24 protein-coding genes and 1 riboswitch are annotated in these 23952 nt (G+C 70.0%); of the genes, 13 read left to right on the top strand and 11 right to left on the bottom strand.

Features of this window, described 5'->3' with window-relative positions; translation table 11 throughout:
• Positions 1 to 344: 344 nt before the first annotated feature.
• From Q368_RS0120385 to Q368_RS0120420, 8 genes are all read right to left on the bottom strand, one after another.
• A complete protein-coding gene (locus Q368_RS0120385; RefSeq protein ID WP_029460887.1) occupies positions 345 to 2510 on the bottom strand; it encodes a SpoIIE family protein phosphatase in 2166 nt (721 codons plus the stop codon).
• Between the two features lie 91 nt (positions 2511 to 2601).
• Positions 2602 to 3342, bottom strand: a complete 741-nt coding sequence (locus tag Q368_RS0120390) for an SDR family NAD(P)-dependent oxidoreductase (protein WP_029460888.1) — start codon at positions 3340 to 3342, stop codon at positions 2602 to 2604.
• A gap of 61 nt (positions 3343 to 3403) precedes the next feature.
• Positions 3404 to 3760, bottom strand: coding sequence for a DsrE family protein (locus tag Q368_RS0120395; RefSeq protein WP_029460889.1), 357 nt, complete (start codon positions 3758 to 3760; stop codon positions 3404 to 3406).
• 62 nt (positions 3761 to 3822) lie between these two features.
• On the bottom strand, positions 3823 to 4398 hold the full coding sequence (locus Q368_RS0120400) for a flavodoxin family protein (protein ID WP_029460890.1): 576 nt from the start codon (positions 4396 to 4398) through the stop codon (positions 3823 to 3825).
• Positions 4395 to 4970 carry a flavin reductase family protein gene (locus Q368_RS0120405; protein WP_029460891.1) on the bottom strand — a complete coding sequence of 192 codons (576 nt, stop codon included), beginning with the start codon at positions 4968 to 4970 and terminating at the stop codon, positions 4395 to 4397. The genes Q368_RS0120400 and Q368_RS0120405 overlap by 4 nt, the downstream gene beginning before the upstream one ends.
• Complete coding sequence (locus tag Q368_RS0120410) at positions 4967 to 5536, bottom strand: flavin reductase family protein (RefSeq protein ID WP_029460892.1); 570 nt, start codon at positions 5534 to 5536, stop codon at positions 4967 to 4969. Before Q368_RS0120410 ends, Q368_RS0120405 begins: the two co-directional genes overlap by 4 nt.
• 1 nt (position 5537) lies before the next feature.
• The gene (locus Q368_RS0120415) at positions 5538 to 6128 is read right to left on the bottom strand and encodes a flavin reductase family protein (protein WP_029460893.1); all 591 of its coding nucleotides are present in this window, start codon (positions 6126 to 6128) and stop codon (positions 5538 to 5540) included.
• A 10-nt stretch (positions 6129 to 6138) separates the two neighbouring features.
• Complete coding sequence (locus tag Q368_RS0120420) at positions 6139 to 6654, bottom strand: nitroreductase family protein (RefSeq protein ID WP_029460894.1); 516 nt, start codon at positions 6652 to 6654, stop codon at positions 6139 to 6141.
• A 117-nt stretch (positions 6655 to 6771) separates the two neighbouring features.
• On the opposite strand from Q368_RS0120420, the gene Q368_RS0120425 reads away from it, so the two are divergent.
• The 4 genes from Q368_RS0120425 to Q368_RS0120445 all read left to right on the top strand — a co-directional run bounded on the left by Q368_RS0120425 (position 6772) and on the right by Q368_RS0120445 (position 10671).
• The gene (locus Q368_RS0120425; RefSeq protein ID WP_052360313.1) at positions 6772 to 7233 is read left to right on the top strand and encodes a winged helix-turn-helix transcriptional regulator; all 462 of its coding nucleotides are present in this window, start codon (positions 6772 to 6774) and stop codon (positions 7231 to 7233) included.
• A gap of 251 nt (positions 7234 to 7484) precedes the next feature.
• Positions 7485 to 8069: a hypothetical protein gene (locus Q368_RS0120430; RefSeq protein ID WP_029460896.1), complete on the top strand. Its 585-nt coding sequence runs from the start codon at positions 7485 to 7487 to the stop codon at positions 8067 to 8069.
• A gap of 212 nt (positions 8070 to 8281) precedes the next feature.
• Positions 8282 to 8512: riboswitch (FMN riboswitch) on the top strand.
• A 121-nt stretch (positions 8513 to 8633) separates the two neighbouring features.
• Positions 8634 to 9278 (top strand): 3,4-dihydroxy-2-butanone-4-phosphate synthase, encoded by a 645-nt coding sequence (ribB, locus tag Q368_RS0120440; RefSeq protein WP_029460897.1) that lies wholly within the window; start codon positions 8634 to 8636, stop codon positions 9276 to 9278.
• A gap of 91 nt (positions 9279 to 9369) precedes the next feature.
• Positions 9370 to 10671 (top strand): GGDEF domain-containing protein, encoded by a 1302-nt coding sequence (locus Q368_RS0120445; RefSeq protein WP_029460898.1) that lies wholly within the window; start codon positions 9370 to 9372, stop codon positions 10669 to 10671.
• A 255-nt stretch (positions 10672 to 10926) separates the two neighbouring features.
• Here Q368_RS0120445 and Q368_RS0120450 read toward each other — a convergent pair whose 3' ends face one another.
• On the bottom strand, positions 10927 to 11700 hold the full coding sequence (locus Q368_RS0120450; RefSeq protein WP_029460899.1) for an AraC family transcriptional regulator: 774 nt from the start codon (positions 11698 to 11700) through the stop codon (positions 10927 to 10929).
• 130 nt (positions 11701 to 11830) lie between these two features.
• Between Q368_RS0120450 and Q368_RS0120455 the strand changes: the two genes are divergently transcribed.
• The gene (locus tag Q368_RS0120455; RefSeq protein WP_043786547.1) at positions 11831 to 12898 is read left to right on the top strand and encodes a bile acid:sodium symporter family protein; all 1068 of its coding nucleotides are present in this window, start codon (positions 11831 to 11833) and stop codon (positions 12896 to 12898) included.
• Positions 12899 to 12942: 44 nt separating this feature from the next.
• Here the strand turns inward: Q368_RS0120455 and Q368_RS0120460 are convergent, their stop codons facing one another.
• Entirely contained in the window at positions 12943 to 13500 is a 558-nt protein-coding gene (locus Q368_RS0120460) for a LysM peptidoglycan-binding domain-containing protein (protein ID WP_029460901.1), read from the bottom strand.
• Positions 13501 to 13620: 120 nt separating this feature from the next.
• On the opposite strand from Q368_RS0120460, the gene Q368_RS0120465 reads away from it, so the two are divergent.
• Positions 13621 to 14337, top strand: a complete 717-nt coding sequence (locus tag Q368_RS0120465) for a tetratricopeptide repeat protein (RefSeq protein ID WP_029460902.1) — start codon at positions 13621 to 13623, stop codon at positions 14335 to 14337.
• A 74-nt stretch (positions 14338 to 14411) separates the two neighbouring features.
• Here Q368_RS0120465 and Q368_RS0120470 read toward each other — a convergent pair whose 3' ends face one another.
• Positions 14412 to 16031 carry a PAS domain-containing sensor histidine kinase gene (locus tag Q368_RS0120470; RefSeq protein ID WP_029460903.1) on the bottom strand — a complete coding sequence of 540 codons (1620 nt, stop codon included), beginning with the start codon at positions 16029 to 16031 and terminating at the stop codon, positions 14412 to 14414.
• A 260-nt stretch (positions 16032 to 16291) separates the two neighbouring features.
• Between Q368_RS0120470 and Q368_RS0120480 the strand changes: the two genes are divergently transcribed.
• From Q368_RS0120480 to Q368_RS0120510, 7 genes are all read left to right on the top strand, one after another.
• The gene (locus tag Q368_RS0120480; protein WP_029460904.1) at positions 16292 to 17377 is read left to right on the top strand and encodes an FUSC family protein; all 1086 of its coding nucleotides are present in this window, start codon (positions 16292 to 16294) and stop codon (positions 17375 to 17377) included.
• Between the two features lie 157 nt (positions 17378 to 17534).
• Positions 17535 to 18479, top strand: coding sequence for a DUF58 domain-containing protein (locus Q368_RS0120485; RefSeq protein WP_052360314.1), 945 nt, complete (start codon positions 17535 to 17537; stop codon positions 18477 to 18479).
• Entirely contained in the window at positions 18472 to 18939 is a 468-nt protein-coding gene (locus Q368_RS0120490; RefSeq protein WP_052360315.1) for a DUF4381 family protein, read from the top strand. The genes Q368_RS0120485 and Q368_RS0120490 overlap by 8 nt, the downstream gene beginning before the upstream one ends.
• Positions 18933 to 19925 (top strand): VWA domain-containing protein, encoded by a 993-nt coding sequence (locus Q368_RS0120495; protein ID WP_029460907.1) that lies wholly within the window; start codon positions 18933 to 18935, stop codon positions 19923 to 19925. The genes Q368_RS0120490 and Q368_RS0120495 overlap by 7 nt, the downstream gene beginning before the upstream one ends.
• Positions 19922 to 21688 (top strand): VWA domain-containing protein, encoded by a 1767-nt coding sequence (locus tag Q368_RS0120500; protein ID WP_029460908.1) that lies wholly within the window; start codon positions 19922 to 19924, stop codon positions 21686 to 21688. Before Q368_RS0120495 ends, Q368_RS0120500 begins: the two co-directional genes overlap by 4 nt.
• Positions 21688 to 23208: a BatD family protein gene (locus tag Q368_RS0120505; RefSeq protein ID WP_029460909.1), complete on the top strand. Its 1521-nt coding sequence runs from the start codon at positions 21688 to 21690 to the stop codon at positions 23206 to 23208. Before Q368_RS0120500 ends, Q368_RS0120505 begins: the two co-directional genes overlap by 1 nt.
• Positions 23208 to 23951, top strand: coding sequence for a hypothetical protein (locus Q368_RS0120510; protein ID WP_029460910.1), 744 nt, complete (start codon positions 23208 to 23210; stop codon positions 23949 to 23951). Before Q368_RS0120505 ends, Q368_RS0120510 begins: the two co-directional genes overlap by 1 nt.
• Position 23952 lies beyond the last annotated feature (1 nt).

Here is a 23952-nt window from a genome sequence, read left to right on the forward strand (position 1 = left end):
GGGGATGATCCCCTCCTGGACCTCCCCGACGCGGGGGTGGGAAACGGGCGGGAGGACGGTCGGTGGGCGGGGCGTCGGGGGCTGTGGTCGCGGAAATGGGGCTGCCCCGCAGGCCGCAAAGCCGGCCAGCACGGCAGCCCCATTTCCGCGACCACGGGCGCCAGCGGCGAAGCGCCGCATCTTAAAATTAGGTCGGTAAAATCCCTTTAAACTCACCCCGAAGGGGCGACGGGCCTCGCCGACGTACTCCCGCCCACGACCACGCCTCCGCCCGGTCCCCTCTCCCCCGTCCAGGGCGGCCGGGGGGGATGATCCCCCCGGCCGCCGGAGGCATCTTCCTCTTATTATCCTACTATTTCACTCTTCCCTTGCCCATCCTCGAGCACCTTGATGGCGACGAGGGTCACGTCGTCTTCGGGCTGCACGTCGCCCAGGTACTCCCGGAGTCCTTCCAGCACGGCTTCGACGATGCGTTGCGCCGATTCGCCGTGGTGCGCGCTGAGCAGGGCGCGGACGCGGTCCTTGCCGAACATTTCGCCGGCGGCGTTGCGTGCTTCCCAGAGGCCGTCGGTGGCAAGCAGGGCGACCTGGCCGGGTTTCATGCCTTCGGCGGAGTTCTCGGCGTAGCGGGCTTCGGTGACAATGCCGAGCGGCGGGCCGCCTTTGTCCGGGATATCCTGGGCGAGGCCGGTTTCGGCGTCGAAAAGGATGATGGGGTCGTGGCCGGCGCGCACCCAGTGGAGGCGTTTTTTCTCGGTGTCGATGGCGAGGTAAAAAAGCGTCATGAACCGGCCGGTATCGGCGAGGTCGGCGCACAGGAGCCGGTTGACGTCGTCCATGACACTGGCCAGGGACCCGGGCTGGAACGAGCGCATGCGCAGGAAGGCGCGGGCGGTGGTCATGAGCAGGGCGGCGGCGATGCCGTGGCCGGTGACATCGCCGATGATGACGCCGAAGCGGTTTTTGTTTTCGTTGGGTTCGTGGATGAAGTCGAAGTAATCGCCGCCGGTTTCGTCGCTGTAGAGGCTGGTGCCGGCGATGTCGAATCCGTCCAGGCCCGGGGCGGCCTGGGGCAGGAGGTTGCGCTGCACTTCCTCGGCCAGGGCCAGGGCCTGTCGCAGCAGTTCGTTTTTGCGCTGGATTTCCATGCGCGCTTCGTTGATCTCCTGATTGATGACGCGCGTGAGCGCCTGGGAGCGGTCTTTTTGCGCTTCCAGGCGTTCACGCGAGTCGTTGGCCCGGGAAAGCGCCTTGGAGAGGGAGCGGATTTCGCGTTCGAGCGTTTCGGTTTCGCCGGCCGGGCAGGGCGGTTCGCCGGGCTGGGGCAGGGGCGCATGGGGCGGTTCGCCGCCGAGGACCAGGGCCACCAGCGAACCGTTTTGCAGGTGCAGGGGCAGGTCCGGCGCGGCGGCGCTCAGTTCGCCGTGGCAGTAGAAGCCGGCCACGGGCGTTCCCGGCGGCAGGGCGGCGGTCATGCGGGAAACTTCGTCGTCGGCCTTGGTGCCGAGGATGTCCTTGCGGGTGGAGCAGGAAAAGAGGAGCGCGCCGGCCGGGGTGAAGCGGGCCTTTGCGTCGGCGGCCAGGGCCTTGGCCGTTTCCCGGAGGTCTTCGAGCATTTCCGGGCGGTTGGCCTCGGCCAGCTGGACCATGGACCCTTCGGGCACGCCGGCGGGAAACTGGATACTGCCGTCGCCTTCGCTGAAAAAGGCCGGGGCGCGCAGGATGAAGTCCTTGTGTTGCTCGCAGGCCACGGCCAGCGGCAGTTCCACGGCGGGTTCGGCGTGGGGGCCGAGGTAGTGGCGGTAGAAATCGAGCGCCGAGCCTTCGCCGATGCGGCTGACCACGGACCCGGAGACGCCCGTGACGCGCGCCAGGCCGCCCACGGGCCGCCAGCCGCGCGCGAGGCGGAAGCGCATGGGAACTTCGCCGGAAAGGAGCAGGAACGGTGCGGCGTGCAGCAGGATTTCGCGGTTGCAAAACTGACGCACGGGCCGCCGGTCGCTGAGTTGCCGGCCGGCCACGCCGCCGAGCACGAGGCCGCCTGGGCCCACGACGGCGGCGAGCGCCTGGCCGAAGTCCTGGACGCCGCCCCGGCCGCCGTCGGGAAAGGCGAGGCAGAGTTTCACGTCGCCGGGCAGCGGCTCGCGGGCCTGTTCCAGGGCGGCCACGGCCGCGGCGCGGATATCGCCTCCGGGCGCGGCGAAATCGCGCACCAGACCCGTGGCGCAGGTTACGCCCTCGCCGGCGAACGCGACGAGCAGCACGGAATCGTCGCTGACGCCGCCGGCGGCGGACATTTCGCCGGCCGAGGTGGCCCCGGCCAGGGGCACGCCTGGGAAGGCCTCTTCGATGGCGGCCAGGATGGCCTTGTGGTCGTAGCTGACGCCGGCGAAAAGGAGCAGACCCACGGGCGTGCGCCCGCCGAGCTGTTCGCTGCAGGAAGCCGCCGCGCCACGGGCGGCGCAATCCGCGTCCAGGCACTTCGCGTGCCCCACGGCCATTCGCAACATGGAAAACCTCCCGGCATCGGGTGCAAGCGGCTCTTGTGGCCGCGACGCGTCGTAACGAAAGAATCGGTTCGTTGCGGCGAAAGGCAAGGGCCTACGTCATGTACCAGCCGCCGTTGACCGAGACGGTCTGGCCGGTGACGTAGCCGTTTTCCACGAGCGTGGCGACCACGGACGCGGTTTCCTCCACGGTGCCGAAGCGCCCGACGGGCAGGAAATCGGGCCGGGCCACGGGGTTTTCGGAAACCATGTCGGTGCTGATGAGCGCCGGGGCCACGACGTTGGCGGTGACGCCCTCCCGGGCGAGGTGGGCGGCGTAGAAATGGGCCAGTCCGTGCATGCCGGCCTTGGATGCGGCGTAGTGCGGGCCGACGATACCGCCGCGCTGGGCGGCCACGGAGGAGATGAAGATCAGGCGGCCGTAGCGGCGGCGGCGCATGTCCGGCAGCACGGCCTGGGCGCAGTAGAAGGCCGAGCTGAGGTTTACGGCCAGGGCGTCGTTGAATTCCTGCGCGGTGACGTCCTCGATGCGGCGCGGCACGGCCACGCCGGCGTTGGCCACGAGGATGTCGGGAGCGCCCAGGGCTTCGCGCACGGCCGCGACCATGTGCGCGACCTCGGCCTCCACGGCCACGTCCGCCGGAAAGACCTGGGCACGCCTGCCAAGGGCGGCCACGGCGGCCGCGACTTCCGCGGCGGCGTCGCGGCCCGTGCGGCATCCCACGGCCACATCCGCGCCGCGCCGGGCCAGGGCCAGGGCGATACCCCGGCCGATGCCCCGGCTTGCGCCGGTCACCAGGGCGACCTTTCCGGAAAGGGGCAGGGCTTCGGACATGGACGACCTCCAGGATGTCTTGCCGAAGCGGGCGGCGTTTGTCGCCGCCCGCTTCGGGGCATCATACGCTTAGCACTTTCCAACCGCCTTTCAAATAGGCCGTCAGCGGCTCGCCCGCGTATTGCACGGTGACGCCGAGCGCCCGCAGGGCCTCGGCCACGCCGTGGTGTTCGGCGCAGGCGCGGCAGGCCAGCACGGTCACGCCCGCGGCCATGCACTCGGCCACTTCCTCCTGCAGGGCCGGGTCTTCGGCGAGCAGCTGCGCCGAGGGGCCCCAGACCAGCAGGTGCACGGTGTCCCACCAGCCCTTGAGGCGGGAATTTTTCGCGTACATCAGCGCCATGTTGCGGGCCGCGTCGGGATCGCGGCTGATCCACAGGACCACGAGGCCGGGGGCCGTATCCTTGTCTGCGTTCATGGGCGGACGCCTCCTTCCGTACGCCGCCGCGCCGCCGGCCGGGGCGGCGCGGCGGCGACGTCTCAGCCGTTAAGCTTTTGCAGCACCCAGGCCATGTTCTTGCCGAGGTTGTCCATGGTCTGCATGCCTTCCTCGTCCTTTTCCACGTCCCCGGGCGAAAGGCCCCGGCCGAGGTTCCAGTAGCTCGAGCCCGGCACCACCACCTGGTTGATGAAGTAGAAGTGGTTGATGGCGTCGAAGACGGCGATGGCCCCGCCGCGGCGCACGGCCACGACCGCGGCCCCGACCTTGCGCGCGAGCAGGTAGCCGCCTGCCAGGGCCACCATGCCGGCGCGGTCGATGATGGACTTGATGTTGCTCGTCACGTTGGCGAAGTAGGTGGGCGAGCCGATGAGCATGCCGTCGGCCGCGACCATCTTGTCCATGATTTCGTTTAGCATGTCGTTCTTGACGACGCAGTGGCCGTCTTTTTTCTCCCAGCATTTCATGCAGGCGATGCAGCCGTGTATGTTCTTGCCGTGCAGCTGGAGCAGTTCGGTTTCGATGCCCGCGGCCTCTATGGGCGCAAGGGCGGCGCGCAGCATGGCGGCGGTGTTGCCGTCCTTGCGTGCGCTGCCGTTTATGGCCAGGACTTTCACGACGCTTCTCCTTTCCTGCGTTTTTTGCCCACGCTCCAGGCCTCGGCCACGTGTTCGCCGAGGGTCCAGTAGCGGTTGTCGGGCATGGTGAGCAGAAGCGGTTTGTATTTTTCCACATCCGGCCTGCCGTTGCTGAGGATCTCCGCGTCGGCCCAGCCGGCCTTGATTTCCCCGATGAAAAACGTGTGGTGGGGCAATCCCACGGCCTGCACGAGCGCCATTTCCAGGCAGAGCGGACACTGCCGGATCATGGGCGCGTGCGGCGTGTCGCCGTAGAAGACGTCGAAGAGCGCGGACTTGTCCACGTTTCGCCCGGAAACCAGGCCGCAATAGTCGGTCAGCTCCACGAGGTCGGGGCCGGGCAGGCACAGGGAGAACGCGCCGTTTTCCCGGATGCCCTTGCCCGTGTGCTGGCGGTGGTTGATGGAGACGCCGATCATGGGCGGCTTGTGCCCGACGCGCGTGACCCAGGCGGCGGCCATGAAGTTGACGCGGCCTTCGACCACGGCTCCGGCCAGGACCACGGGCATGGGCGGCAGGATCTCCGCATCGAGGCGGACCTTGTCGCTCATTTGATCGCCTTGCCGAGCGACCAGCCCGGGCCGAGGTCGACGCCGAGGCCGTAGTAGTGCCGGTCCTCGGGCGCGAACACGATGGGCTTGATCGCCAGGGGATCGGGTTTGCCGCCCTTCATGGCCGCTTCTTCCACCTTCACGTCCAGGACTTCGCCGACGAACATGGTGTGCACGCCCAGTTCCTGGATGTGGATCACCTTGCATTCGACCACGAGCGGGCATTGCGCCACGTAGGGCGCGTCCACGAGCTCGCTTTGAACGGGCGTGTAGCCGCAGGCCGCGAACTTGTCGTGGTCGCGGCCGGAGACCATGCCGCAGTAGTCCACCTTGGCCACGTCGGCCTCGCCGGCCACGTTGATGGTGAAGGCCTTGCGCTCCATGAGGGCGGCGTAGGAGTACCGGGGCTTTTGCAGGGAGACGGTCATGCACACGGGCTTCGAGCAGCAGATGCCGCCCCAGGCGGCGGTCATGAGGTTGGGCTTGCCGGCGGCGTCGTAGCTGCCGATCATCCAGGCCGGGGTCGGCAGGGTCATGGTTTTCGCGCCGAGGGATACTTTGGCCATGTCACTTCGCTCCTTTGGCGGCCACGTAGGCCGGATGGTCCCGTCCGGCCCGCCAGCAGGGGGCCACGGGTTCGCCGAGTGCGTAATACCAGCCGCTTGCATAGTCGAATAAAAGCGGCCGGACCTTTTCCAGATCGACCTTGTCGCCGTCGCGCAGGCAGTCCTCGTCCACGTAGGTGGCGACGAGCTCCCCCACGAACACCTCGTGGGCAGGCAGGTCCATGACGTCGTGCAGCCTGAGTTCCATGTTGACCGGGCACTCCCTTATCATGGGCACGTTGCCGCGCGCGCCGTAGAAGACGTCGAACACGCGCGACTTGTCCACGCGGCTTCCCGAAACGATGCCCACGTAGTCCGTCGCCACGGCCATGGACGCGCGCGGCAGGCAGATGGAGAAGCCGCCCGTGTCGCGGATGGCCTGGCTGGTGTGGCGGTACTTCTTGAGGCTGACCGTCAGGTACTGGGGCGCGGCGTTATTTAAGATGCCCACATGGGCGATGGCCAGGAAATTGGGCCTGCCGTCGGCCATGGCCCCGACGAGGGTCGCCGGCATGGGGTAGAGGGCGCACACGGGTCCGATCGGGCGTTGCATCGCGTGCCTGCTACCAGTGGTTTTGGTGGATACGCTCGGGCTTGAAGCGGTCCACGCGCTTGAAGTCCTGGGCCGGGTGGCCCATGACCACCAGGGCGTGGGCCTTGACGCCCTCGGGCAGGGCGAGCAGCCTCGCGAGCCCTTCCATGCGCTCGGGCCGGGGATAGATGCCGCACCAGACCGTGCCGAGCCCGAGCCCCCGGGCGGCCAGGAGCAGGTTCTCCACCGCGGCCGAACAATCCAGGGTCCAGTAGCCGAAGCCCGGGTATTTCTCCTGGGCCAGCTCCGCGACCACGGCGATGGCCAGGGGCGCCTGCCTGACCATGGCCGCGTGGGCATGAATGTCCGGGATGGCGTCGAGGACCGCGCGGTCGGTGATGACCACGAAATGCCAGGGCTGGGCGTTGCCGGCGCTCGGCGCGGCCATGGCGGCGCGCAGCACCGTGTCCAGGTCTTCCCCGGACACCGGGGCGTCGGTGAAGGCGCGAATGCTGCGCCGGGTATGGATGGCTTCCAGCAGTTCCATGGGGCCTCCTTTACGGTTTCCGCTTTACGATTTGGGGAAATTCTGTCAGTATACCCAAAAAAGCAAGTAGGCACAAAAAAGTTCAGTAGTACCTATTTGGATACCATGGAGGCAGACATGGCCGAACAAGGAATTCCATGCGGGCGCAAACGCTGCCTGGGCAAGGAATATTCGTGCAGCATGGAGCTGTCGCTGGCGGTCATCGGCGGCAAATGGAAGCCGCTGATCCTGTGGCATTTGCGCGACGTGCCCACGCTGCGTTTCTCGGCCTTGCGGCGCACCATGCCGATCATCACCCAGAAGATGCTCACGCAGCAGCTGCGCGAACTGGAATCCGACGGCATGATTTCGCGCACGGTCTTCGCCGAGGTGCCGCCGCGCGTGGAATACGGGCTCACGGACTCCGGCCGGGACATCATCCCCATATTGGAAGCGCTGTGCCACTTCGGCAAGCAGTTCGAGGCGCGGTTCGGGGTGGAAAGCGCGGAACACGTCCCGTCGCAGCCGGCCGATGCGCTGGCGGACGACACGGATCTGGCGCTGCCGGACGGCCCGGCCCGACGCCGCGCGGCGCGTTGAAGTGGATGCTTTCCAGGCGATGTATGATTTCTGGCCGCATTTCCTTCTGCGTTCGTATAGATTTTGTCCAGCGGGACGCCGCGTAGCGCAGCGGCGATGGGACGCGGCGCGGGAGGCGGGGAAGCGGGGTGCAAAAAATGCATAGTGATTTAGTCGGGTAAGCGAAAGGGGAGGCCCGACGGCGCGACGGCGCGGGCGCTTCTGGCACGGGCGATGCTTCAAGGCAGGCATACTCGCAAAGGAGGCGCACCATGCGCAAAAGCATTCGTATCCCCGCCGTTATCGCGTTGTCCCTGGCCCTGACCGTTCCGGCCCTGGCCCAGTCCACCCACCAGCAGCACGCCGCCGCCGCGACGGCCGATGCCGCGAAGGCCGCGCCCGCCGTCGATCCCAACAAGGCCTACGTCCTCAACCAGGAATACGTCGCCAAGACCGCCGAACTGCGCGGCAAGATCACCGCGAAAAAGGCCGAACTGGAAGCCCAGCTCGCCACCAAGCCCGACGATACGGCCGTCGTCAAAAAGCTCGTGGCCGACATTGCCGCCCTCCGCGGCCAGCTCGACGAACAGACGACCCTGTTTCGCATCCGCTACGCCAAGGAAACGAATACCCCCATCCGCATGACCCGGGGCTTCGGCCACAGGGGCCGGATGGGGATGATGGACGGCAAGGCCAAGGAAGACTGCATGATGATGGGCAAGGGTATGATGATGGGCAAGGACCATGGCGCGATGCAGGGCATGGATCATAACGCCATGCAGGGCCAGCCCCAGGGCATGAGCATGCCGGCCCCGGCCACCGACGCCAAGACCACCGCTCCCCGGCAGGCCGGCTAACGTCCTTTGACATCCTTCAAAAACGGCGACGGCAAGGTGACCAGGGAAGAATACGTCGGCTATGCCGCTTCCAGGAAGGCCATGTACGGCATGTAACACGCTTCGATCCCATCCTCCTTCCCCAAGGCAAGGGTCGCCGGTCCCTCCCCGGCGGCCCTTTTCCATGTCCGGCCCGGACTTGCCAACCCGCGCGGGCGGGACTATGACATCCCCGTTGTCCTCAGGGCGGGGTGGAAGTCCCCACCGGCGGTATCCCGGGAAACCGGGGAGCCCGCGAGCGCTTTCCGGCGCAGCGACAGGAACCGGCCGCAACCGGTCCCCACGGGGGAAACCCCGGCGTCGCCGCGCCACGGCCGCATGCCCGGCCGTGCGCGTCGGAAAGGTCAGCAGACCTGGTGCGAAGCCAGGGCCGACGGTCACAGTCCGGATGCAAGAGGAGCAGACGGCGTTTCCCGCCGCCGGGTCGTTCCGGCGCGTGGCCGACGCACCGCGTGTGCGATGCGTCCGGCCGTCCTTTTTCCGCCCTGATTCTGGCTCTCGCCACGACCTGTTACGGAGTGCGCCATGAATCAGTCCTATTCCGGTATCGCAAGCGAACATCAAAGCGTCCTCGCCGCCATCGCCTCCATGCGCCAGGGCGGCGGCATCGTCGTCACCGACGACGCGGACCGCGAAAACGAGGGCGACCTCATCTTCGCGGCCGAAAACCTCACCGTGCCCCAGATGGCGATGCTGATCCGCGAATGCAGCGGCATCGTCTGCCTGTGCCTGACCGAAGACAGGGCCCGGCAGCTCGAACTGCCGCCCATGGTCGCGGTCAACACCTGCGTCAACCGCACGGCCTTCACCGTGACCATCGAGGCGGCCTCGGGCGTCACCACCGGCGTTTCCGCCGCCGACCGCGTCACCACCGTCAAGACGGCCATCGCCCCGGACGCCGCGCCAAGCGACCTCGCCCGGCCCGGCCACGTCTTCCCGCTCGTGGCCAAGCCCGGTGGCGTGCTCGAACGCCGCGGCCATACCGAGGCCACCGTGGACCTCGCCCGGCTGGCGGGCCTCGCTCCGTGCGGCGTGCTGTGCGAACTGACCAACCCCGACGGCACCATGGCCAAGGGGGCGCAGATCGAAGCCTTCGCCGCGCAAAACGGCTTCCCTCTCGTCACCGTGGAAGCCCTGGCCGCCTACCGCAAGGCCATCGGCGACAAGTAGTTCCTCCGCTCCCTCCCCGACGGGCCGGCGGCGAGGCATGCGCCGCCGGCCCGCCTTGCCACCTCGCCCGGACTGGCCTACACAGGAGAGGATGCCGCCCCCTGAAACCGCTTCCCGGCGTTCCTGCCCCTTCAAGCGCAACCTGACGCTGCGCTACCTTGCGGCCCTGTCCCTGGCCGCCCTCCTGTCCGTGGCCACCTACGCCGTCTTTCGGGACGTCATGGCCTCCATTGATCATGCCGCCGAAATCACGGCCATAAGCGGCTCCCAACGCCTGCTCACCCAGCGCGTGCTGGCCCAATGCCTGCTCCTGGCCGCCGCCGACGACGAGGAGGCCCGGCGCGATATCCGCGCCCATCTGCTGCGCGCCGTCAAAAGGCTTGAAGACAACCACGCCCGGCTGCTGGCCGACTTAAACGACCCCGATTCCCTCGTCGCCCACTCCAAGGAACTCGCCGCCATCTACTTCCAGCCGCCGCTGGACCTCGACGCGCGCATGCGCTTTTTCATCAAAAGCACCCGTGAATTCGCCCAGGCCGAGGGCGGCCGGCCCGCCCTGTCCGACCCGAAATTCCTCAACGTCCTGGCGTTCGGCGAAAACGAACTGCTCCAGGATTTAAGCGTTGTGGTCCAGGCCTACCAGCGCCGCGCCGTTTCCCGACTCGCCGCCCTGCGCCAGATGGAACTCGGCGCGACCGTCGCCATGCTCGCGCTGCTCGCCGGCGTGGGTCTGTTCCTGCTGCGTCCCATGGTGGCCCGCATCTGCGCCGACCGCAACAGCCTCACCGCCGCCAACCAGGCGCTGACCGAACTCGCCGTCACCGACCAGCTCACCGGCGCGCACAACCGGCTCAAATTCAACGAGGTCATGACCCGAGAAATCCACCGCGCCAAACGCTACGACACGCCGCTTTCCGTCATCATGTTCGACATCGACCACTTCAAACGTGTCAACGACGAACACGGACACGCCGCCGGCGACGCCATGCTGCGCGAACTCACCGACCGCGTGCGCCGCTCCATACGCCGCGTGGACTGGCTGTTCCGCTACGGCGGCGAGGAATTCGTCGTGGCCGCGCCCCATACCCCGCTGCCCCAGGCCGTGTCCCTGGCCGAAAAACTGCGCGTCCTCGTGGCCGCAACCCCCTTCCCCGGCGATATCCACGGCTCCATAAGCCTCGGCGTGGCCCAGGCCAGACCCGGCGAAACCGTCGAATCCCTCATGGGCCGTGTGGATGCCGCCCTCTACGCCGCGAAGAACCGCGGCCGTAACCGTGTGGTGGCGGATGCGCAGGTGGAAGGCGAGGGGGAAGAGAAAGGCGGAGAGGAAGATGCCTCCGGTGGCCGGGGGGGATCATCCCCCCCGGCCCCCCTGGGCGGGGGGATTGGGTAAGCGGATGGAGGCGTGGTCGTGGGTGGAGGTGCGTCGGCCTCGCCGGCCCGTCGCCCCTTCGGGGCGAGTTTGTAGGAATCTACCCCTTTAAAATGCGGCGCTTCGCCGCTGGCGACCACAGACCCCGACACCCCGCCCACCAACCGTCCTCCCACCCGCTTGCCAATCCCCCGCCGGGGAGGTCCAGGAGGGGATCACCCCCTCCTGGCCGCCGGAGGCATCTTTATCTTCTTCTCCTCACCCTCCTCTTTCCTTTCACCCTTCCCGCACGAACGCACCGGGCGTGATGCCGAACGCGTCGCGGAAGGCGGCGATAAACGCCGAGGTCGAGTCGTAGCCGCATTCGAGGGCGGTGGTGGTGACGTTTTTGCCGGATTCGAGCAGCGACAGGGCGGTGAGCAGCCGCGACCTCCGTCGCCAGCCGCCGAAGGTCAGGCCGGTTTGGGCCTGGAAGAGGCGGCCGAGGGTGCGTTCGGTCATGCCGGCGTTTTGGGCGAAGTTTTTGGCGGTGCGGTTGTCCTCGGGGGTGTCGGTGAGGGTCTGGCAGATGGCGGCCAGGCGCGGGTCCTGGGGCCAGGGCAGGCTGTAGGCGGCTTCGGGCAGCGTGGCGAGCTGGTCGAGGAGCACGGCCACGAGGCGGCCGGGTGGGCCGTTTTCGTCGTAGGCGGCGGGCAGGGCGGCCACGGCGAGGAGGAGTTCCCGGGCCAGCGGCGTGACGGAGAGCACGAGGCAGCGGGGGGGCGAGAAGACGTCCTGGTCGGCGCGGATGTAGAGGCTGCGCATTTCGGCGCGGCGCGTGGCGGCGACGGCGTGGCGCATGCCGGGCGGCACCCAGACGGCGCGTTGGGGCGGGGCGACGTGGCTGCCGGATTCGGTGCGCACGAGCAGCACGCCGTCACCGGCGAAGGAGAGTTGGCCGAAGGGGTGGCTGTGGGCCGGGGAGGTGGAGTCCGCGGCCAGGCTTTCGCTGCGCGGGAAGACCAGCCGGGGCAGCGTCTCCAGGGGGGGCAGGGTGCGCAGCGTCGCCATGTCTGTTTCTCGCTATATGTTGTCAACCTAGCGCGAGACGGCGCGGCTGTCCATGCTTAAGTACGTTTCAGGCGCGGATGCATGGCGATGCGCCGCAACATCAGGCGGCCGGATGGCCGGGGAGACGGACATGGTGGGCAAACTGTTGCGCAAGATGGCCAAGGATTGGTTTCTGGCAGGGATGATCACGGCGGTGGCTTTGGCCACGCTTTTCCCGGAGTTCGGTTCCTCGGGCGGGACGATGCATGCGGAGACGGTTTCGGATGCGGGCATTTTCGCGGTGTTTTTCCTGCATGGCCTGGCGCTTTCCACGCGCAGCCTGCGCGAGGGCATGTCGCGCTGGAAGTTGCATCTGCTCGTGCAGTCGCTGACGTTCGTGGCGTTTCCGCTGCTTTTCATTCCCTTCAAGGCCGTGTTTGGCGGTATTATTCCCGAAGGGCTGATGCTCGGGTTTTTGTATCTGTGCGCCTTGCCCTCGACGATCCAGTCCTCGGTCGCGATGACGGCCATCGGCAAGGGCAACGTGCCGGCGGCGATTTTCAACGCCACGCTGTCGAGCCTGCTCGGCATCCTGCTCACGCCCGCCATCGTGGGCCTGGCCATCGACATGCAGGGCTCGGGCGGCATGTCGTTTGGCAAGTCGGTGGTCAACATCGCCACCATGCTGTTTTTGCCGTTCGTGCTCGGGCAGGTGTTGCGGCCGCTTTTCGGCAACCTGGCCGCGCGGCACAAGAAGTTCATTAATGCTTTCGACAAGCTGGTGATTTTGATGCTGGTGTACGGCTCGTTTTGCGACTCGGTCAAATCGGGTCTTTGGACCAACAACGGCATCGAGGTGATCGCCATGACCATGGGCGGCGCGGCGGTCTTTCTGGCCATGGCGCTCGCCCTCTCGTCGAAGCTGTCGAAGTGGCTCGGGTTTTCCATGGAGGACCGGATCACGGCGATTTTTTGCGGCTCGAAGAAGACCCTGGCCTCGGGCGTGCCCATGGCGCGGTTGCTTTTCGGCGCGCATCCGGCGCTCGGCATGATCGTGATGCCGATCATGTTCTACCACCAGCTCCAGCTCTTCGTGTGCTCGATCATGGCCGGCCGTTTCGCCGACCGTTTCAAGAAGGCGGAAACGCTTGAAGCGGAGTCCGTCGGGACGGCGCGGAAAGGCGAGCCGGTCCTGGCGGCGGTGCGCGCACGCGGCTGACGCTGCGTTGCGAAGAGGCGAATGACGCACGGGCGCGTCCTTGGTCACTGGAAATCGGTGGCCAGGGGCGCGCCCGCCGCTTGTTCGCCGGGACGGCTGACGGGCACGGGCGGCGGGGGGCAGGCTTCATTGGGGGGAATGGCGAGCACCCGGCCCACGGCGAGCTTTTTGGGATCGAGGTCCGGGTTGGCCCGGGAGAGCGTTTCGAGCGCAATGCCGAAGCGCTCGGCGATGGCCGCCGGGTTGTCGCCGGGGATGACGACATAGCGCACGCCGGCCGGTTCCTCGTCGGGCAGCGGGATGGGCGCGGCGGCCGCGTCCGGCGGCGCGCCCGCTGCGGGCGAGGCTGTCACCGCGCCCGGCGAAGGCGGGGCTTGCGGCGGCTCTTCGCCCGGCCGGGGCACCAGGATCACGTCGCCGACCTTGATGCGGCAGGGGTCGAGGCCTTTGTTGCGGGCCAGGATGGCGGGCACGGAGACGTGGTAGGCCTTGGACAGGCGAACGGGAGTGTCGCCGGGCCGGGCGACGTGGGGGATGTCCTGGGCCTGGGCTACGCCGGCCGCGAGGGTAGCGGCCAGAAAGAGCAGCGCGCGCCGGAACATGGCGATCCTCCGGTTTGCGGTGAAGATATCCTGTTCGTAGCAGCCCGTCTGCGGTTTGACAATCGGGACAGGCTTTGGGATAGCCTTGGAATCGCTTGTAAAGCCAACGGAGGTGGGGTCATGACCTTTCGCCGTCTTGCCACGCCCGTGTGCCTGGCCGTGCTGCTTTTCGGCCTACCCGGCTGCGGTTCCATGAAATTCTCTTCGTCCGAACCTGCCGGGGGCGATCCCCTGGCCCTCGGCAACGCCGCCTACGACAGAAAGGACTATGCCGCGGCCTGTCGGGAACTGTCCAAGGTCGGGTCCGCAGGGCCCGAAACCCTTGCCCGCGCCGGGGACGCCTGCGTCCGGGACGGCCGGGAAAAGGGCGAGCGCGCCTTCACCACGGCCCTGTCCGCCAATGCCTCCTACGCGCCGGCCATGGAGGGCATGGGCCTGATCGCTCTTTCCGACGGCAACGTGGGCCGGGCCCGGGACATGCTGGAAGCGGCGGCCAAGGCCGGGGGCAACGACCCGCGCGCGGCCGTGGCCCTTGGCGACGCGCTGCTGCTTTCCGGGCAGTGCGACAAGGCGTTGACCGCCTACCAGACCGCCGTGCGCGGCGGCGGGGCGGGCCAGGCCAAGTCCCGCCTGGACGCGGCCAGGGTGTTGTGTGCCGCGCGCGGCAAGGGCACGGCTTCCCCGGCCGCGACGTCCGCGCCGGCGTCGTCGCGGTCAGCGGGCGCTACCGGTTCCGAGCTGTCGCCGTCCGCGTCGCCCACGCCGTCGGCGGGCAGTCCCAAGGAGCCGGCCAAGCCCAAGGCCGCGCCGCGCACCATCGACCTCAACGACATCTGATCGGTGGGCCGCCCGACTCCGGCATGTCCCGGAGCCGGGCGGCGACGCCTCGGGGAACGGGCCGCGCGCGCCCGTCAGGATACGGGCAGGTCGGGTTCGGGGCGCGTGATTTCGGGCATCGCGGACGGGTCTCCGCCTCCGGTCCAGACGGGCAGTTCCACCACGAAGGCGGTGCCGTGCGGCGTCCTGTCCTCGGCCCGGATGCTCCCGCCGTAGCGTTCGACGATATGCTTGCAGATGGCGAGCCCCAGACCCGTGCCGCGGCGTTCGACGGGGGTGGTGTCGCCACGGCCGGCCTGATGGTATTTTTCGAAGATGCGTTCCCGCTCCGCGGCCACAATGCCGGGGCCGGTGTCGGAAACGCGCAGTTCCAGGCGTTTTCCGGGCAGGGACTGGGCCGAAAGCGTCACCTCGCCTTCGCCGGTATGGCGCACGGCGTTGGTGAGCAGGTTGACGAGCACCTGCATGAGCCGGTCCGGGTCCAGGCACAGGGGGGGAAGCTGCGGTGGCATGTCCACCACCAGGGCCATGGCCTGATTCTGCTCGTATTCGCCGCTGACGGCGTCGATGGCCGCGCGGGCCACCGCGCACGGGTCGATGACGCGGTCGTTCCAATCCAGGCGGCCGGACTCGATCTTGGACAGGTCGAGGAAGTCGTTGACGAGCCTGGTGAGGCGCGCCCCCTCGGCCTCGATGATGCCGAGGTTTTCGGCGATGCGCGTCCCCTTGCGGCGCAGCTTGTCGCTGACTTCGGAAAACGGCATGAAGTCCTTGAGAAAATCGCGCCTGGTCAGCTTGGCGAACCCGAGCACCGACGTCAGCGGCGTGCGCAGGTCGTGGGTGACCGTGGCCAGGAATCCGGATTTCAGGCTGTCGAGTTCGCGCAGCCGGGCGTTGGCTTCGGCCAGGTCCCCGGCCTGGCGGGCGAGGGTGTCCGTGCGCTCGCCCACGCGGCGTTCCAGGTCGCGGTTGAGGGATTTGAGCCGCGACAGTGCCATGTTGCGGTCGGTGATGTCGTAGTACAGGGACAGCAGCAGCGGTTCGCGCTCCGGCAGGCGCAGGGCCGTGCTGGTCATGGAATAGAACCTGCCGTCCAGGGGGCTTTGGATTTCCATGGTCACGCTCTGGCCGCTTTCGGCCAGATCCCAGGGGCACCAGGGACAGGGGGCGTCGCGGCCGTGCAACGCCTTGTGGCACGGGTCGCCCACCGGGTCGTGCCCGTTGCGGGAAATGACCGGCGCGTTGGCGAACGCCACCCGATGCTTGCGGTCGCAGGCCACGATGAAGCCCGGAAAGGCGGCGATGAAGGCCTCGCGCCAGGTTTCGGCCTGCCGCGCGGCCTGGGTCGCGTCGTCGCACACGGCGAGAATGTCGCACACCGCGGCGATGGACGCCGCATCGAGGCCGGAAAACCGCCGCAGGCCGGACCAGGCCGGGGCTGCGGCGTCGGCCTCGAGCAGGAAGACCACATGGACCGGCAGGTCGCGCCACCAGGCGAGCAGTTCGAGGAGCTGCCCGGGCGGCGCGTCGAAGCAGGGCACCACCGCGACGTCGGGCAGGGCGTCGCGGGCGAGTTGCAGGGCGGTTGGCAGGGAAAAGGCGGCGGTGCGCCTGCCGGGTGCGGCCAGTTTGGCGGCGAGCAGCCGGGCGTCCCGGTCCGGACCGCCGCAAACGAGCAGTCGCCCCCCGGTCATGTGGCCTTCTCCGGGAGCGGTGCAGTGGGCAAGACGAACGACGCGGCCGACGTCGTCCCGTCGGCGCTGCGCCAGGGCAGCTGTTGCATGGCAGGCTTCTCCATGCGGACGGGTCGGTCCGGGAAAGGATCGCCGCGTCGCTTCGGTGATTTCTAACATAGGCCCGCGCGGGGCACAACTCGCCGGGGACCCCTGCGCAAAAGGGCTTCCCATGCCGGGGCAACGGGGATACACACCGCGCTTTCGGTCAAGGAGGAAGCGTGACGGAGAGAACATGGACCGCACGCGCGGCCTGGCTGGTACGCCGGCTGGGGCTGCGCCATGCCCTGCGCACGGCCACGGCGGCGGTGGCGACGCTGGCCCTGGTCACGGTTCTGGCGCTGCCCCAGGGCTACTGGGCCGTGGTCACGGCCGTCATCGTCATGCAGGCCAACCTCGGCGGCTCCCTCTGGGCTTCCTGGACGCGGCTGGCCGGAACGGCCATCGGGGCCGTGGCCGGCGCTTTGGCCGCGCACTGGGGCGGGCAGTCGTTTCTCTCCGTGGGCCTGGCGGTCTTCGCCACCCTGGCCGTGTGCGCGGCCATCCCCCGCCTGCGCGAGAGCTCGCGCGTGGCCGGCATCACGGCCGTCATCGTCATCCTGGCCGGCCATCCCGGCACGTCCGCCCTGACCATGGGCATGGACCGCTTCATCGAAATTTCCATCGGCATCGTCACCGCCCTGGTCGTCTCCGCCGTGGTGCTGCCCTCGCGCGCCAGCCGCGCCCTGGAGCACGGGCTGGCCACGGTTTTCGACGACGCGGCCTCCTATTTCGCCCTGGTGGTCGAGGGCCGGCTGCACGACGACTACGTCGAACGGCAGGTCTTCGCGATCAAGGACCGCATCCTGCGCACCCTGGCCCGTTGCCGGGAACTGCGCCGGGAATCCGTGATCGAAGGCCGGGGCGGCGACGAGGGAACCCTGCGTTCCATGCTGCTCTACCGGGGCGAGCGGCTGTTCGAGCACATCCTGGCCATGGACCACGTGGCCGCCGAATGGCGCGGCCAGGGGCTGCACCGGCACCTGCCCGAGGAGCTCACGGTCCTCGAGGGGGCCGTGGCCGCGATGCTGCGCGGGCTGGCCGCGCACATGCGCCGCCAGGGGCCGCTGCCCGAAACGGACACGCTGTCCGTTGCCGTGGGCAAGGCCCGGGAGAAGCTCGCGGCCATCCGTCGCGAACGCGCCCCGGCGGCCTACGACCTGAGCGAGGTCATGCACTTTTTCAGCTTCATGCACGGCATGCTCTCCTGCGCCTCCGACGCCGGCGAGATCGTCCGGCGCATCCGCGCCTTCGAGGAGGAGACTTAAGCTCGCGCAGGGGTCACGCATGCCGCATGAATTTTTCCTTAAAAGATCCTGACGATTATTTTAAAAGCCGCGACATGGGGTCGCGTTGCCCGCGCGCCCCGGCGCTGCTACCCTTGGCGCGCGGGCCGGCCGGGCCGGCGGGGAGGCGAAGCGCCGCATGCAGGCTGTTCAGGTGTTTCATCCGGAATTCGATGCGAAGGCGCTGCTTGCCGCCGCGCGCCGCGTGCGCCTCGGCGGCGACGCCCTGTCCCGGGACGCCCTGGCCGGCGGCTACCGCGCGGTCTTTCGCGGCACGGGCATCGAATACGAGGAATCCCGCGAATACGTTCCCGGCGACGACGTGGCGGCCATGGACTGGAAGGTCACGGCCCGGTTCGGCCGACCGTTCGTCAAGCGTTTTCGCGAGGAACGCGCCCGCACGGTCATGCTCGCCGTGGACGTGAGCCCCTCCATGGCCGTGGGGGGGCAGGCGGGCGGCGTCGCATATTGCGCGGCGCTGGCCGCCGTGGTGCTGGCCGTCAGCGTTGCGGCCAGCCGCGACCGGGTGGGGCTCGTGCTTTTTTCCGACCGCGTCGAGGCGTTTTTGCCTCCGGGCAAAGGCCCCGGTCAGGCCCATGCCGTGGCCGCCGCCCTGGCCGGTGCAAGGCCCGTGGGGCGCGGCACCGATCCCGGCCCGGCGCTCGCGCTTGCCGCGTCCGCCCTTTCCCACCGCTGCCCGGTCTTCGTTTTTTCCGACTTCGCCGCAGCCGATTTCGTCGCGCCGCTCGGCCGGCTGGCCGCGCGCCACGAGGTCACGGCGGGCCTTGTCGCGGGTATTGTCGCGCCGTCCTTGCCGCAACGGGGCGTGGTGGAATTTGCTGAAGCCGAATCCGGCCGGCGCGCTACGTGCGATTTTGCCGATGCCGCCGCCCGCGCCCGTTTCGCCGGCGAAAGGGAAAAGCGCCGCGAGCGTACTGTCGCCGGCCTTCGCGCCGCAGGCGTCGGCGTGGTGGAACTCGACCCCGCCGCGCATCCCGCGTCGGCGCTCGACGCGCATTTCCGCCAGCGTCGCCGCCCGGGCTTTGCCGCCGCCGGTCGCGCGCCCGGAGCCGCCCGTGGATGACATCCGCGACATCAAGGCCCCCGTGCCCCTGCCGTCGGCGGCCGGGCCCGACACATGGCTCGCCGGACTGGGGTTGGTCCTTCTCGGGGGACTGGCGCTGTGGCGCTGGCGGCGGCTGCGCGCGCGTCCGGCAAGCCGGGAGCTTGCGGCCGTGCGGCGCGCCCTGGCGCGGCTTTCGCGCGAAGCCGGCGGCCTTGGCGACGGCGACTACTATTTCCGGCTGGCCGCGCTCGTGCGCCGCGTGCTGGCCGTGCGCCTGGGGGTTGCGGCCACGGCCATGAGCGCCGCCGAACTCGCCTCCCGTATGGACGTCCTGCCGGCAGGCGCGCGCGAGGCCGTGGCCGGGCTTTTCGCCCGGGCCGAGGCCGCCTGCTACGCCGGGCAGGCCATTCCCTCAGACCGGCGCCATGCCGACGGCCTGACCGCCGCGCGCCTGGCCGCGGACACGCGTCCATGCTGACCCTGGCCCAGCCGTACGCCCTGCTTTTCGCGCTGCTCGTCCCCCTGGCGCTTGTCGTACGCCGTGTGCGGCGCGGCGCGGCAGCGGCCGTCGTGGCCGACCTTGGGCCGGCGCTTGCCGCAGGCGCGCCGTCTGCGCTCGCGTGGCTGCCTATGTTGTGCCGGCTGTGCGGCATCGCCGCCCTGGCCCTGGCTGCGGCCGGGCCGGCGCTGCGCGAGGAGACCGCGACCTACGCCGGGCGCGGCATCGACGTCATGCTCGCCATCGACCTTTCCGAATCCATGGCCGCCATGGACATGACCGAGGGCGAACGCACGGTCACGCGCCTGGAAGCCGTGGCGCAGGCGGCGAAGCTGTTCGCGGCGGCCCGCCCCGGGGACCGCATTGGCCTTGTCGCCTTCGGCTCCCGGGCCTACGTCGTCATGCCGCCAAGCGCCGACCGGCAGGCCCTCGACCGGGCGCTCGCCGACCTCTCCGTGGGCGCGGCCGGCCGGCGCACGGCCATGGGCGATGCCGTGGCATTGGCCGTGAAGCGCCTCACGGACGCGCCGGGACTGGCGAAAATCGTGGTCGTCTTCGGCGACGGTCGCTCCAACGCCGGGGAGCTGCGTCCCGAAACCGCCGCCCTGGCCGCCGCGGACCGGGGCGTAACCGTCCTTGCCGTGGGCGTGGGCGGTGATGCGCCGGCCCCGTTTCTGGTCAACCATCCGCTGCTTGGCCAGGAGATCGTGCGCGAGGCCGCACCCGTGGACACGGCCGCGCTTGCCGCGCTGGCCTCGGGCACGGGCGGAGCGCTTTTCCGGGCCGAGGACGCGGCCGGGCTGTCGCAGGCCATCGACGCCGTGCTTGCCCGGGCGCAAAGCGACATGGTGCGCGTGCCGGGCAGGCGCGACATCGAGCTTGCGCCCCTTGCCGCCGCCCTGGCCGTCTGCCTGCTCCTTGCCTGGGCCGCGCTCGGGCCCGTGCGCTCGCCGAGGTGGCCGTGAGCTTCGCCCGGCCGGAATTTTTGCTCCTCGCGGTCGCGCTGCCCCTGGCCGCGTTGTGCCTGTATCTGGCCGCACGGGGCCGCCGCGTCCTGGCCGATGCCCTTTCCCTGCCGCGCGCCGCCGGAGGGCGGCGCGGCAAGCATGTCCTTTTTCTCGCCGGCCTGGCTCTGGCCGTAATCGGCGCGGCCGACCCGCGCCTGGGCGTTGCGCCAGCCGCAGCTCCCGCGCCAACGGGTAATCGCGCCCTGGTCGTTGCCGTGGACTGCTCGCGCAGCATGCTCGCCCGCGACGTGGCCCCGGATCGGCTCGCGGCGGCCAAGGCCGCGGCGCTCTCCGTGCTGTCCCGGCTGCCTGACGTGCCGGTCGCGGTCGTGGGCTTCGCCGGCCGGGCCTGGCTCGCCTGCCCGGTCACGAGCGACCGCGCCGGACTGGCCCTTTTTCTCGACGCGCTTTCCCCGGACGCCGCCCCCCTGGGCGGCACGTCGCTCGCGGCCGCGCTCGAGGCTTCGCGTCTGGCCCTGGCCGGCGTCGAATACGGCGCGGTGCTGCTTTTTTCCGACGGCGAGGAAACCCTTGCCGCCAGGGATGCCGGCGCGGTCACGGCCGGCGGGCCGCCGGTGCTGACCGTGGCCGTGGGCGGCCCCGCGCCCGTGCCTGTCCCGACCGGCCGGGGGCAGGTATTGCGCGACGCTTCGGGCGCACCGGTGCTGGTCGGGGTCGATGCGCCGTCCCTGGCCGCCGTGGCCGCGACCTCCGGCGGCCGGGCCTTCCGCCTCGCCCCGGACGCCGCCGATCCCGTCCCGGCCATCGCCGCCGCCCTGCGCGCGCGGTTTCCGGAACAGGCGGCAGGGGAGGGCGCCGCGCCGCCCAGGGATCTTGCCGCGTATTTTTTCCTGGCCGCGCTTCTTTTTTTCGCCTGCGACCTCGCCCTGCGACCCGGGCGTGGGGCCTCGGCCCTGCTCGTGTTGCCGCTTTGCCTGCTTGCGCCGACGCGGGCCACGGCCGGGCTCTGGGGCGGCCTCGACAGGGGCGAGGCCGCACGCCGGACGCAAGCCGGGCTCGAGGCCTTTGCCGCCGGCCGCGACGACGCGGCCCTGCAAGCGTTTTTGCGTGCCCGGGTCCAGGCCCCGGACAGCCCCGAATTGCTTTATGACCTGGGCACGGCCAGCTACCGCCTGGGCCGCTTCGCGCGCGCCCGGGAGTTTTTCGCCCGCGCCGCGGCCACGGCGGGCACGGACAGCCTGCGCGCCAAGGCGCTTTACAACCAGGGCAACGCCGCCTACCGCGCGGGCGATGCCGACGCGGCCATCGCCGGCTACGAGGCTGCCCTGACAGTCGATCCCCGCGACGCCGACGCCCGGGCCAATCTCGACTGGCTGCGTGCGCGGCAGCAACAGAAGCCGCCCGAGGGGCAAGGAGACAAGGCCGGCGAGAAGCCGAAAACTGCGGCGGAAGCGAAATCCGGCGACAAGGAAAGCGCGGAAGGCAAGGGCAACGCGCCTTCGCCAAAGGGCCAGGACAACGGCTCCGGCGGGGAGCGCCAGGACGGGCGGCAGCCCGTGCCTGCCGCCGACGCTCCCGGCCGGCCCGGTCCCGGCGAGGCGGTCGTGCCGCTCGCCGCGCCGCAGGGGGAAAAGGCCGGGGAGAAGCGGGCCGCGACTCCCGGCAGCGCGGACGACCCGATTCTCTCTCGCGTGCCCGATCTGCCGGGGTTGCCCGAAACGCCGGGTTACGGCCGGCCGACGGTGGCGAAGGACTGGTGATGGGGCGCTATCGTATTGTTTGCGCCTGGGCGCTTGCATGCCTCCTGGCCGTTGCGCCGGGCGTCGCCGGAGCCGGGGAGGCGGGCGTGACCGCGACGGTCGAGCCCGGCGTCGGCGTGGTCGGGCGCGGCCTGACGCTGCGCGTGACCGTACCCGGCCGGGACACGGCGACCATCGACGTGCCGGACATGGCGGACTGGACCGTGATTCCGCGCGGCCGGGCCCTTGGCGCGCGCGGCGAGGACGGCGAACCGGTTTCCGCCTACCGCTTCGAGCTGGTGCCAAGGCGTGCCGGGACACTCGCCGTGCCGGCCCTGACCGTTGAAACCGGCGGCGCGCGCACGCAAACGCCGCCCCTTGCCGTGCGCGTGCGGCCACGCCCCGAGCCGCCGGCCGCCTTGGCTGGCCATGACGTATTTCTCGATGCGACCGTGTCCGAGGAAAACCCCTACGTCGGCCAGGTGTTCGTCTACACCGTGCGCCTCTACCGCGCCGTGCCCGCCGCCGGGGTGTCCCTCACGCCGCCGGCATTCGCCGGGTGCGTCGCGGACCCCCTGCCCGGCCAGCGTGACGGCGAGGCGCGCACGGGCGGCAAGGCCTACGTGACCGCCGAGGTGGACTACCTGCTTGCGCCACTTCGCGACGGAACCCTCACCCTTGCCCCGCCTGCGGCCCGCATTCGGGGCCTGGGCAAGGCTTCGGGCGAAACCGTGCTCGCCGGGCCGCAGCGCACGGTCGCCGTGCGGCCGCTGCCGCCCTACGCCGGCGCGGCCCCTTTCACGGGGCTCGTCGGGCACATGGCTCTGGAGTCGCGGCTCGCGGCCGACGCCGCAAGCGGCGAGGCCGTCTACGAATTGATCCTTTCCGGCCGGGGCAACCTGGACGCGGCCGCGCCGCCCGCCCTGTCCCTGCCGCCGGGGCTCGCCGCGCGGGCGCTGCCCGGGGAAAGCGCGGTCCAGCCCACCCTGGCCGGCTCCGAAGGGGAGCGGATCTTCCGCTACGCGCTGACGGCCGCGACGCCGGGCACCTACACGCTGCCCGCCGTGTCCCTGGCGGTCTTCGACCCCGAGGGAGCGCGCTACGTGACCGTCGAAGCCCCGTCGCGCGCCTTTGCCGCCGCGCCGCAGGGCGTGCCCGCGCCCGTCGCGCCGCCGCTTTCTTCCGTTTCTTCGGGCCAGGGCGCGGCCCTTGATTGGACGGCCTGGACGGCCTGGGCGGATTCCCTGTCCTGGCGCGTGACGTTCGGGATTTTCCCGCCGCTTCTTTTCGCCCTGACGTTCGTGCCGCGTCGCAGACGCCGTCTGGCGCAGGCGAGAGAGGCTCAGGACCCGGCCGGTGTGGCCGAGGCCCTGCGCCGGGCGTTGCGCACGGCCGAAGATTCGTCCCGCGCGCCGTGGCCCGAGGCCGGGGCGGCGCTCGCCCGGCTGGACAGGCTGCTCTATTCGGGAGAAGAATGTGATGCGGCGGCCCTGGACGCGGCCCGCGCAAAGGGGCTGGCCGTGTTGCGGAGGCTTGCGTGATGCGGCGTGGCGCGGCACTGTTCTGGCTCGCCCTCGGCCTGTGGGCGGCGCTTTTTGCGGCCACGGCGCGGGCCGGCGACGGCCGGCGACAGGTCGCGGCCGCGCGGCAGGCCTACGCCGCGGGCGAGTATGCCGGGGCGCAGCAGGCGTTTGCCGCCGCCATCCAGGCGGAGCCGGCCTTGCTGACTGCCGGCCTGTGCCTGGACGCGGCCACGGCCGCACGGCTCGCCGGCGAGCCCGGCCGCGCCGCGGTCTGGCTCTACCGCGCCACCCTGCGCGCGCCGCAAGACGCCCAGGTGCGCAAGGCCCTGGCCGCCGCCGGTCTTGATGCCGGGGCGCTTTTTGCAGGCGCTTGGACGCCGCTTGGCTGGCTGACGGCGCGACAGTGGTGGGCCGTGGCCCTGGCCGCCAATGCCGTTTTCTGGCTGGCCCTGGCCGGGGCGCGGCTTGCGGCACGCCCCGTGCCGCCTCGGGCGGCGCTTGGGGCCGGGGCGCTCGTTTTTTGCTGCTGGTTCGGAGCAGGCTGGGTCGCGCTGGTGCCGCGGGTCTGGCCGCGGGGCGTCGTGCTCGGCGAAACGCCGGCGCTAAGCGCGCCCGAGGCCGGGGCCGAAGCGGTGGAGCGCTATGCGCCGGGAACCCTCGCGCGCCTTGGCCCCGTGCGCGACGGACAGGCGCTCGCCGTTGCCGCGGGCGGCCTTGCCGGCTGGGTCCCCCGTGACGCCATCGTCACACTGGTCCCGTAGA

The organism is Solidesulfovibrio alcoholivorans DSM 5433 (genome assembly GCF_000702665.1).
Lineage (GTDB): Bacteria > Desulfobacterota > Desulfovibrionia > Desulfovibrionales > Desulfovibrionaceae > Solidesulfovibrio > Solidesulfovibrio alcoholivorans.